The organism is Stenotrophomonas sp. PFBMAA-4 (assembly GCF_030053215.1).
Classification (GTDB): Bacteria; Pseudomonadota; Gammaproteobacteria; order Xanthomonadales; family Xanthomonadaceae; genus Stenotrophomonas.
On the sequence record NZ_JASGBW010000023.1, the window covers coordinates 12,123 to 23,763 of the forward strand.

Annotated in this window: 6 protein-coding genes; all 6 read left to right on the forward strand. The window is 67.3% G+C overall.

The features are described from left to right. The first annotated feature begins 29 nt into the window (after positions 1-29). The 6 genes from acnD to QMZ26_RS14645 all read left to right on the forward strand — a co-directional run bounded on the left by acnD (position 30) and on the right by QMZ26_RS14645 (position 11,635). Entirely contained in the window at positions 30-2,648 is a 2,619-nt protein-coding gene (gene acnD, locus QMZ26_RS14620) for a Fe/S-dependent 2-methylisocitrate dehydratase AcnD (RefSeq protein WP_283221879.1), read from the forward strand. A 94-nt stretch (positions 2,649-2,742) separates the two neighbouring features. Further along, positions 2,743-3,447, forward strand: a complete 705-nt coding sequence (locus QMZ26_RS14625; protein ID WP_283221880.1) for a hypothetical protein — start codon at positions 2,743-2,745, stop codon at positions 3,445-3,447. Between the two features lie 102 nt (positions 3,448-3,549). Next, complete coding sequence (locus QMZ26_RS14630; protein WP_283221881.1) at positions 3,550-3,768, forward strand: type II toxin-antitoxin system ParD family antitoxin; 219 nt, start codon at positions 3,550-3,552, stop codon at positions 3,766-3,768. Positions 3,769-3,845: 77 nt separating this feature from the next. After that, the gene (gene prpF, locus QMZ26_RS14635; RefSeq protein WP_283221882.1) at positions 3,846-5,030 is read left to right on the forward strand and encodes a 2-methylaconitate cis-trans isomerase PrpF; all 1,185 of its coding nucleotides are present in this window, start codon (positions 3,846-3,848) and stop codon (positions 5,028-5,030) included. Between the two features lie 99 nt (positions 5,031-5,129). Further along, positions 5,130-6,590: a bifunctional 2-methylcitrate dehydratase/aconitate hydratase gene (locus QMZ26_RS14640; RefSeq protein WP_283221883.1), complete on the forward strand. Its 1,461-nt coding sequence runs from the start codon at positions 5,130-5,132 to the stop codon at positions 6,588-6,590. A gap of 122 nt (positions 6,591-6,712) precedes the next feature. Continuing rightward, entirely contained in the window at positions 6,713-11,635 is a 4,923-nt protein-coding gene (locus QMZ26_RS14645) for an alpha-2-macroglobulin (RefSeq protein ID WP_283221884.1), read from the forward strand. Positions 11,636-11,641 lie beyond the last annotated feature (6 nt).

Consider the following 11,641-nt stretch of genomic DNA (forward strand, 5'->3'; position numbering starts at 1 on the left):
CCGGCCCGCCCCAAGTACTCCGCCAGCCCATGAATACCGATTACCGCAAGAACCTCCCCGGCAGCACGCTGGATTATTTCGATGCGCGTGCCGCCGTCGATGCGATCCAGCCGGGCGCCTACGCCACCCTGCCGTACACCTCGCGCGTGCTGGCCGAGAACCTGGTGCGCCGCTGCGACCCGGCCACGCTCAGCGATTCGCTGGCGCAGCTGATCGAGCGCCGTCGTGACCTCGATTTCCCGTGGTTCCCGGCACGCGTGGTGTGCCATGACATCCTCGGCCAGACCGCGCTGGTGGATCTTGCCGGCCTGCGTGATGCGATCGCCGACAAGGGCGGCGACCCGGCCAAGGTCAACCCGGTGGTGCCGGTGCAGCTGATCGTCGATCACTCGCTGGCGGTGGAGTGCGGTGGTTTCGACCCGCAGGCGTTCGAGAAGAACCGCGCCATCGAGGATCGCCGCAACGAAGACCGTTTCCACTTCATCGACTGGACCAAACTGGCGTTCGAGAACGTCGACGTGATCCCGCCGGGCAACGGCATCATGCACCAGATCAACCTGGAGAAGATGTCGCCGGTGGTCTACGTGCAGGACGGCGTGGCCTTCCCCGATACCTGCGTGGGCACCGACAGCCACACCCCGCATGTGGATGCGCTGGGCGTGATCGCCATTGGTGTTGGCGGCCTGGAAGCGGAGAACGTGATGCTGGGCCGCGCGTCGTGGATGCGCCTGCCCGACACCGTGGGTGTCGAACTGAGCGGCCGCCCGCAGCCGGGCATCACCGCCACCGACGTGGTGCTGGCGCTGACCGAGTTCCTGCGCAAGGAACGCGTGGTCGGCGCCTGGCTTGAATTCTTCGGCGAGGGTGCAGCGGCGCTGACCATCGGTGACCGCGCCACCATCTCCAACATGTGCCCTGAGTACGGCGCGACCGCCGCGATGTTCTACATCGACGGGCAGACCATCGATTACCTGCGCCTGACCGGCCGCGAGGAATCGCAGGTGGCGCTGGTGGAGAACTACGCGCGCACCACCGGCCTGTGGGCCGATGACCTCGCCACCGCGCAGTACGAGCGCGTGCTGCGCTTCGACCTGTCCAGCGTGGTACGCAACATGGCCGGCCCGTCCAACCCGCACAAGCGCGTGGCCACCGCCGAGCTGGCCGAGCGCGGCATCGCCGACGAAGCCAAGCTGGAAGCGGGCAAGGCCGAGCAGGCGCAGGGCCTGATGCCCGATGGCGCGGTGATCATCGCCGCCATCACCAGCTGCACCAACACCTCCAACCCGCGCAACGTGATCGCCGCCGCACTGCTGGCGCGCAACGCCAACGCGCGTGGCCTGCAGCGCAAGCCGTGGGTGAAGTCCTCGCTGGCGCCGGGCTCCAAGGCCGTGCAGCTGTATCTGGAAGAATCCGGCCTGCTGCCGGACCTGGAGCAGCTCGGCTTCGGCATCGTCGCCTTCGCCTGCACCACCTGCAACGGCATGAGCGGTGTGCTGGACCCGAAGATCCAGCAGGAAATCATCGACCGTGACCTGTACGCCACGGCCGTGCTGTCGGGCAACCGCAACTTCGATGGCCGCATCCATCCGTATGCCAAGCAGGCCTTCCTGGCGTCGCCGCCGCTGGTGATCGCCTACGCCATCGCCGGCACCGTCCGCTTCGATATCGAGAAGGACGTGCTGGGCGTGGACGCCGACGGCAACGAGGTGCGCCTGAAGGACATCTGGCCGAGCGACGCCGAGATCGATGCGGTGGTGAAGGCCTCGGTGAAGCCCGAGCAGTTCCGCAAGGTCTACAACCCGATGTTCAACGTGCGCGTGGAGCATGGCGCCGCGGTCAGCCCGCTGTACGACTGGCGCCCGCAGAGCACCTACATCCGCCGCCCGCCGTACTGGGAGGGTGCACTGGCCGGTGAGCGCACGCTGGCCGGCATGCGCGCGCTGGCGGTGCTGCCGGACAACATCACCACCGACCACCTGTCGCCGTCCAACGCGATCATGGCCTCCAGCGCCGCCGGCGAATACCTGGCGAAGATGGGCCTGCCGGAAGAAGACTTCAATTCCTACGCCACCCACCGCGGCGACCACCTGACCGCGCAGCGCGCCACGTTCGCCAACCCGAAGCTGTTCAACGAGATGGTGCGCAACGACGACGGCAGCGTGAAGCAGGGCTCGCTGGCGCGCGTGGAGCCGGAAGGCAAGGTGATGCGCATGTGGGAAGCGATCGAAACCTACATGGACCGCAAGCAGCCGCTGATCATCATCGCCGGCGCCGATTACGGCCAGGGCAGCTCGCGCGACTGGGCCGCCAAGGGCGTGCGCCTGGCCGGCGTGGAAGCGATCGTGGCCGAAGGCTTTGAACGCATCCACCGCACCAACCTGATCGGCATGGGCGTGCTGCCGCTGGAGTTCAAGCCGGGCACCACCCGCCTGACCCTGGGCATCGACGGCACCGAGACCTTCGACGTGGTCGGCGAGCGCACCCCGCGCGCCGAGCTGACCCTGGTCATCCACCGCCGCGACGGCCAGGACGTGATCGTGCCAGTCACCTGCCGCCTGGACAGCGACGAGGAAGTGGCCATCTACGAGGCCGGCGGCGTGCTGCAGCGCTTCGCCCAGGACTTCCTGGAAGGGGCCAAGGTGGCGTAAGGCAGCAGGTAGCTGCCTTGTGTCGAGTTGCCGCCATGCTGGCTCCGGCCCGCATGGCGGTAGTCACGGAGGAGAGGGGCGTAGCCCCATCTGCATGGGAACGGCGTTCTACAACATCGCAGGCACGGTCAACACCGCTTTCATCCTGCTGAGCCTGTTGGGTGTGGGCGCGCAGCTGCGGCTGGTGCGCCGCCGCCGGGAACGTGCGGGCGCGTCTGACAGCGCCACTGCGGTGCTTTCGCTGAACCAGTTCACGGTCAGCTTCCTGGCCTACCTGTCCTTCTTCGTCTATGGCTACAGCATCACGCCGTTCAATCACTTCATTGTCTGGCCGCGCTTGCTCGCGTCGGTGCTGGTCATGGCCATCCTGGTGGAAATATGGCGCGATCGCCGGAGCCGCTCCGCTACGACCAGCGTGCTGACAGCCGCCCTGCTGTTGCTCTGCGCACTGGCCGGGCTGGCCTGGGGTGACCGGCATGTGGATGAGGGCAGAGTAGTTGCCAGCGCGATGATCGTGGTCATCACCGCCTTGCTGGCGCAGGGCTACGCGCACCAGATCCTGCTGATCCTGCGCAATGGCCACACCGGTGCCGTGTCGCTGCGGATGAGTCAACTGATCCTGCTGATGGACCTGTCCACGATCGTATTTGCCTTCGCCATGGGCATCCGGATGGGATGGCCGTTGCTGTTGCTGGCCGTGGTGAGTGGAAGTACCAAACTGGCCATCCTGTATCTGTTCCATTGGCAGCAAGGGACGTCAGCGCGGGTGCGGCGAAGTCATGCTGAGGCGCCTGCGTGATGGCGAAGACTTCATTTATGCAAAGGCTGGCGCTTTCTGCCCTTGTCGTTGCCTTTGGTGCCTCGCAGACTATCGCGTGACAGTTCTGCTGCAGAGATCTATATGGTCAATATCAGGGTAGTGCTGACTGATGAGCTCAAACAGTTCGTGGATGAGGACATTCGTGAAGGCGGCTACGCCAGTGCTTCCGAGTATGTTCGCGACCTTGTCCGTCAGCGAAGGCGTATCAAGGCTGAAGACCTGCTACGCCAGTTGACCTCGGAGGGCCTCGATTCGGGGCACTTCCAGGAACTGCTTGAGCGCGCACCGAATCGAAAATAAAGCCAGTACATCCGGCCCACCCCAGGGCGGTGCATGGCTCCCCAGGAATTGTCTCACTGCACACAGGAACCCGATCCATGACCTTCCTCCCGCAACTCCGTATTCCCGCCACCTACATGCGCGGCGGCACCAGCAAGGGCGTGTTCTTCCGCCTGCAGGACCTGCCCGAAGCCGCGCAGGTGCCCGGCCCCGCGCGCGATGCACTGCTGATGCGCGTGATCGGTTCGCCCGATCCGTATGGCAAGCACACCGACGGCATGGGCGGCGCCACCTCCAGCACCAGCAAGTGCGTGATCATTTCCACCGCCTCGGTGCCCGACCACGATGTGGATTATCTGTACGGCCAGGTGTCGATCGATACCGCCTTCGTCGACTGGAGCGGCAACTGCGGCAACCTCAGCACCGCCGTCGGCCCGTTCGCGATTGCCAACGGCCTGGTGGATCCGGCCCGGGTGCCGCGCGATGGCCTGTGCACCGTGCGTATCTGGCAGGCCAACATCGGCAAGACCATCATCGCCCACGTGCCGATGCGCGACGGCGAAGTGCAGGAGACCGGTGATTTCGAGCTGGACGGCGTGACCTTCCCGGCCGCCGAGATCCAGCTGGAGTTCATCGATCCGTCCGACGACGGCGATGCCGGTGCGATGTTCCCCACCGGCAACCTGGTCGACACGCTGGACGTGCCGGGCGTGGGCAGCTTCGAAGTGACCATGATCACCGCAGGCATCCCGACCATCTTCCTCAACGCCGCCGATCTGGGCTACACCGGCACCGAGCTGCAGCCGGCCATCAACGAGGACAAGGCGGCGCTGCAGAAGTTCGAGACCATCCGCGCCCACGGCGCGCTGCGCATGGGGCTGATCTCGAAGCTGGAGGATGCGGCTACCCGCCAGCACACGCCGAAGGTGGCGTTCGTTGCGCCGGCGCAGGATTACGTGTCGTCCAGTGGCAAGGCCATTCCGGCGTCGGCCATCGACCTGCACGCACGGGCGCTGTCGATGGGCAAGCTGCACCACGCAATGATGGGTACCGCAGCCGTCGCGATCGGTACCGCCGCAGCCATTCCGGGCACGCTGGTCAATCGCGCGGCCGGCGGTGGCGAACGCGAGGCGGTGACCTTCGGCCATCCATCCGGCACGCTGCGCGTGGGTGCGCAGGCCGGGCAGGTTGACGGCCAGTGGACGGTGACCAAGGCCATCATGAGCCGCAGTGCCCGCGTGTTGATGGAAGGCAAGGTGCGGGTGCCCGCCGACACCTTGTAACGTGGGGCCATCGCGGTAGCGCCGGGCCATGCCCGGCGAGCGCAGCAGGGCCCGCCCATGAACCGCCGGGCGTGGCCCGGCGCTACCGGAGTCCAGATGATGTCCAGCAGCCACACCCCCTCCAACGAGCGTGCAGCGTGGGATGCGCTGCTGGTGGACATCGTCGATTACGTACGCGACGCCCGCATCGACTCGCCCGTCGCGTTCCAGACCGCGCACCACTGCCTGCTCGATACCCTGGGCTGTGGCCTGGAAGCGCTGTCCTTCCCGGCCTGCAGCAAGTTGCTGGGCCCCCTGGTGCCAGGCATCCATGTGGTGAATGGCGCGCGGGTGCCGGGCACCCACTACGAGCTCGACCCGGTGCAGGCGGCCTTCAACATCGGCGCGATGGTGCGCTGGCTCGATTTCAACGACACCTGGCTGGCAGCCGAATGGGGCCATCCTTCGGACAACCTCGGCGGCATCCTCGCCGTCTGCGACTGGCTGGGGCGCAACGCGCTGGCCCTGCGGCGGCCACCGCCGACCGTGCATGTCGTGCTGCAGGCGATGATCAAGGCGCACGAGATCCAGGGCGTGCTGGCGCTGCAGAATTCCTTCAACCGGGTCGGGCTGGACCATGTGGTGCTGGTCAAGGTGGCCACCACGGCGGTGGTCGCGCACCTGCTCGGGCTGGACCGTGAGCGCATGCTCAATGCGCTGTCGCTGGCCTGGGTGGATGGCCAGGCGCTGCGCACCTACCGGCATGCGCCCAACACCGGCTCGCGCAAAAGCTGGGCGGCCGGCGATGCCACCAGCCGTGGCGTGCGCCTGGCGCTGATGGCAGCCAGCGGCGAAATGGGCTACCCCAGCGCGCTCAGCGCACCGGTCTGGGGTTTTGAGGCGGTATCCATGCACGGCCAGGCACTGACGCTGGGGCGACCGCTGGGCAGCTATGTGATGGAGAATGTGCTGTTCAAGATCAGCTACCCGGCCGAGTTCCACGGCCAGACGGCCGTGGAGGCGGCGATCACGCTGCACCAGCAGCTGCGTGCAGCGGGGCGGCGGGTCGAGGACATCGCGCACATCGACATCCGCACCCAGGAAGCCTGCATCCGCATCATCGACAAGCAGGGGCCGCTGCATAACCCGGCCGACCGCGATCACTGCGTGCAGTACATGGTGGCCATCGCGCTGCTGCACGGGCGGCTGGTGGCCGAGGATTACGAGGACGACATGGCCGCCGACCCGCGCATCGACGCGCTGCGGGCGAAGATGGCCTGCCGGGAAGACCCGCAGCTCAGCGCGGACTATCTGGACCCCGGCAAGCGCAGCATCGCCAACGGGCTGAGCGTGCGCTTCACCGATGGTAACGAACTGCCGGAGGTACTGGTGGAGTACCCGCTCGGCCACGCGCGGCGCCGGCAGGAGGGCATCCCGCTGCTGATGGACAAGTTCCGCCGGCACCTCGCGCACCGCTTCCCGACCGCCCAGCAGCAGCGCATCCTGGCGGCCTCGCTGGACCCGGTGGCGCTGGCCGCGATGCCGGTGACGGACTACGTGGACCTGTACCTGCCGGGGTAGGCGACGCCGATCCCGCCGGGCATGGCCCGGCGCTACCCTTGGCCCCCGCTGTCCGACCGCCGGGGCGTCAACACCTTGACGCGGCGCGCCTATAATGTCCGCCTCGATCAAGGAGTGACGACATGAGCGGTCCGGCACGGCGGAAGCGGTGGGGTTGGGCGGCGGCTGTACTGGCAGGAGGCCTGTTGCTGGGTCTGGCCGGCTGTCGCAATGACAACGGGCAGCTGCCCAAGGCCAGCGGCGAAGCCATCGCCACCAAGGCCGAGCAGGTGAAGGACTTCACCCTGCTGCGCGCCTACCCGGACCAGAAGAGTGAGGGCCTGTCGCTGGCGCTGGAGTTCTCGCGCCCGCTGGTCGGCACCCAGGACTTCGACAAACTGGTGCGCTTCGAAGAGAAAGTCGGCAACGACGACAGCAGCTGGACCCTGTCCGACGACGGCCTGACCCTTCGCTACCCCTTCGTTGAAGCCGGCAAGGAATACAGCCTGGTCGTCTCCGAAGACCTGCTGGCCGCCGACGGCAGCCGCCTGGGCAAGGAACTGAAGCAGAAGGTGTTCAGCGGTGAGCTGAAGCCGGTGGTCGGTTTCGCTTCGCAGGGCAGCGTGCTGCCGGCCAAGGACAGCCGCGGCCTGCCGGTGGTGTCGGTGAACGTGCCGGAGGTCGACGTCGAGTTCCTGCGCGTGCGCGAGAAGGACCTGCCGACCTTCTTCAGCCAGTACCAGCGCGGCGGCCGCCGCGGCAGCTGGGAACTGAGCAGCGACTACGAGCGCAGCCCGATCAACCAGCTGGCCGAGCCGGTCTACGTCAACCGCTTCATCCTCGGTGGCAAGCAGAACGAGCGGGTGCTGACCTACCTGCCGACCCAGGACATCAAGGAGCTGCAGGAGCCGGGCCTGTACTTCGCCCTGCTCAAGCGCACCGGTGATTACGAAGGCGAGTTCGATACCGCGTTCTTCTCGGTCAGCGACATCGGCCTGCATACCCGCGCCTACAAGGACAAGCTGTTCGTCCACACCGCCGCACTGAAGGACGGTGCGGCGCTGAAGAACGTCGAGCTGCGCGTGCTCGACGCCAAGGGCGAGGTGGTGCTGAAGGGCAGCACCGACGGCAACGGCAATGCGCTGCTGAACTACACCCTGGATGCCACCCACGTGCTGGTCGCCAGCAGCGGCAAGGACACCAGCTTCCTGCCGTTCAACCAGCCGGCGCTGGACCTGAGCGAATTCGCCGTGGCCGGCCGTGACAACGCCTGGTTCGACGTCTACGCCTGGTCGGGCCGCGACCTGTACCGCCCGGGCGAAACCGTGCGCCTGTCGGCCCTGCTGCGTGACAACGACGGCAAGCCGGTCGGCGGGCCTGGTAAAAGCGTCCAACCGCTGTTCCTGCGCCTGAAGCAGCCCGACGGCAAGACCTTCCGCGAGACCCGCCTGCAGCCCGGTGACCAGGGCTACATCAACTTCGAGCAGACCATCCCCGCCGAGGCGCCGACCGGGCGCTGGCAGGTCGAGTTCCGCACCGATCCGGCCAGCAAGGAAGCGATCCAGGGCATGACCCTGCGCATCGAGGAGTTCCTGCCCGAGCGCATGAAGCTGGACCTGGACAGCGTGCAGAAGACGCTGAAGCCGGGCGAGGACCTGCGGCTGCAGGCCAACGGTGCGTACCTGTATGGCGCGCCGGCCGATGGCAACCGCTTCACCGCACGCATGGCGGTGGCCGCCGAGCAGAAGCCGGTGGAAGGCCTGCCGGGCTATTTCTTCGGTGACCCGACGCTGCAGCTGCCGCGCGAAGCCAAGGATGTGGTCGATACCACGCTGCCGGCCAATGGCCAGCTGCGCGAAGACGTGGCCCTGCCGGAAGAGGCGGCCAAGGCCAAGGCCCCGATTGCCGTGGTGCTGTCGGGCAGCCTGTATGAAACCGGTGGCCGCACCGTCACCCGCACCTTGAAGCGGGTGATGTGGCCGGCCAATGCACTGGTCGGCGTGCGCCCGTTGTTCAACCCGGACGACGGCGCCGATGCCAACGGCACTGCGCGCTTCGAGCTGATGCGCGTGGATGCCGCCGGCAAGCCGCAGCCGGCCAAGGGCCTGAAGGTGACCCTGGTGCGCGAGCTGCGCGACTACCACTGGACCTTCAACGACAACCGCTGGGACTACGATTTCACCCGCCGCTTCGAGAACAAGGACACGCGCACCGTCGATGCCGGCAGCAGTGCGGTCGCCTTCGATTTCCCGGTGGAGTGGGGCGAGTACCGGGTGGACGTGTTCGATCCGTCCACCGGCCTGACCAGCCGCTATCCGTTCCGCGCCGGCTGGAGCTGGGGCGATGACAACCGCGGCCTGGATGCACGCCCGGACAAGGTCAAGCTGGGCCTGGACAAGACCGGCTACAAGGCCGGCGATACCCTGCAGGTGACGGTGACCCCGCCGCACGCCGGCAAGGGCGTGCTGATGGTCGAGACCGACCGCATGCTGTACGTGCAGGAGATCGACGCCAAGCCGGGTGCCACCTACAAGATCCCGGTCACCGCCGACTGGGAGCGCCACGACGTCTACATCACCGCGCTGGTGTTCCGCGGTGGCAGTGCGCCCAGCAAGATCACCCCGGCCCGCGCCGTGGGCGTGGTGCACGTGCCGATGGACCGCAAGGCACGCACCGTGGCCGTGGGCCTGGTCGCACCGAAGCAGATGCGCCCGGAACAGGACCTGCCGGTGACGGTGAGCGCACCGCAGCTGGCCGGCAAGACTGCGCACGTCACCGTTTCGGCGGTGGACGTGGGCATCCTCAACATCACCCGCTTCCCGGTGCCCGATGCCGGCGCACACTTCTTCGCCCAGCGTCGCCTCGGCATCGATGCCTACGACATCTACAGCCGGGTGATCGAGAGCTTCGACGGCAGCAGCGGCAAGCTGAAGTTCGGCGGCGACATGGCCCTGCAGGCGCTGCCGCAGGCCAAGCGGCCAACCGCACGCGTGCAGACCGTGGACCTGTTCTCCGGCCCGGTGCAGCTTGATGCCAAGGGCAATGCGCGCATCCGCCTGAAGGTGCCGGACTTCAATGGCACGCTGCGCGTGTCGGCACTGGTCTACAGCGATGACCAGTACGGCAAGCGCGATGTGGAAACCATCGTGCGCGCGCCGATCCTGGCCGAGGCCAGCATGCCGCGCGTGCTCGCCCCGGGTGACCGCAGCACCGTCACCCTGGACGTGCAGAACTTCACCGGCAAGCCCGGCCAGTTCAACGTGCAGGTGGACACCGAAGGTCCGCTGAGCCTGGGCGAGGGCAGCCGCAACGTGCAGCTCAACGCAGATGCCAAGACCACGCTGAGCTTCCCGTTGTCGGCCCGCGAGGGCAACAGCGTGGCCAAGGTGCGGGTGCGCGTGGATGGCAACGGCTTCAAGGCCGACCGCCGATACGAGCTGCCGGTGCGTGCGGCGTGGCCGCAGGTGATCCGTTCGCAGGTGCGCACGCTCGATCCGCTGGCTGCGGTCAGCCTGGACGGCGGCCTGGCCGATGGCCTGATGGCCGAGTCGGTCAATGCCCGCCTGCTGGTCAGCCCGCTGCCGCCGATCCCGTTCGCCAGCGCCCTGCAGGGCGCGCTGAACTATCCCTACGGCTGTGCCGAGCAGACCACCAGCAAGGGCTACGCCGCGCTGATCCTGGACCAGGCCACTTCGTCGATGCTCGGCACCGACGGACTGGACGCCAAGACCCGGCGCGAGCGCATGGAAGGCGCGTTCGGTCGCCTGGCGTCGATGCAGGTGGCCAACGGCAACTTCTCCATGTGGGGCGACGATGGCTACGTGAACCCGTGGCTGACCCCGTACATCACCGAGTTCCTGCTCGATGCCAAGGACGGCGGTTTCGCCGTGCCGGACAACGTGCTGCAGAAGGCGCTCAACCGCCTCAGCGAGGACCTGCTGTCCGGTGGCAACCAGTTCTACGGGCAGGATGACCGCGAAAAGCTGAAGTTCGCCAACCAGGCGTATTCCGGCTACGTGCTGGCCCGCGTCAACCGTGCCCCGCTGGGTACGCTGCGCACGCTGTATGACAACGAGCGCAGCAAGGCGGTCGGCGGCCTGTCGCTGGTCCACCTGGGCGTGGCGCTGTCCCTGCAGGGCGACGCCAAGCGCGGCCAGGCGGCGATTGCTGCCGGCTTCGCCAAGTCCAGCAGCGAGCGCCCGTCGTACTTCGGCGATTACGGCAGTGCCATCCGTGACGACGCGCTGATGATCGCGCTGACCCACGAAAACAAGCTGGCCAAGCCGGCCTGGGATGCGCGTGCGGTCGATCTGGGCCGTGGCCTCGATGCCCGCCGCAATGCCGGCTGGATGTGGCTGAGCACCCAGGAGCAGGTGGCCATCGCCCGCCTCGGCAAGGCCCTGGCCGCCAACCAGAAGGCACTGGTGGCCGGTGAACTGGTGATCGGTGGCAACAGCGAGGCCATCGGCGAGCGCAAGCTGTTCGGTCGCAACTTCACCGGCAGCGAGCTGGCCAGTGGCGTGCGCTTCACCCCGCAGGGCGAGCCGCCAATGTTTGCCAGCATCGACGTCGCCGGCATCCCGCGCACCGCGCCGGCACCGGACAACAGCGTGCTGGGTGTCGAGCGCAGCTACTTCGGTACCGATGGCAAGCCGTGGACGCCGCGACCGCTGAAGGAAGGCGAAGCCCTGATCGTGCGCATCACCATCAGTGCCGATACGCAGATGCCCGATGCACTGCTGACCGACCTGCTGCCGGCCGGCCTGGAGATCGAGAACTTCAACCTGGGCGATGCCAAGCAGTGGGCCGACGTGGTGGTCGATGGCATCACCATCAGCGACCGCAGCTCGGCTGCCGACACCAAGCACGAGGAATTCCGCGACGACCGCTACGTGGCCGCGCTGAAACTGTCGCGCGGTGGCAAGGCGAACGTCTTCTACCTGGTGCGTGCGGTGACCCCGGGTACCTACTCGGTGCCGCCGCCGCTGGTGGAAGACATGTACCGCCCGCAGCTGCGCGGCGTGGGCCGCAGCAACCCGACCACGATCACGGTGGTCCAGCCGTGACCGCGC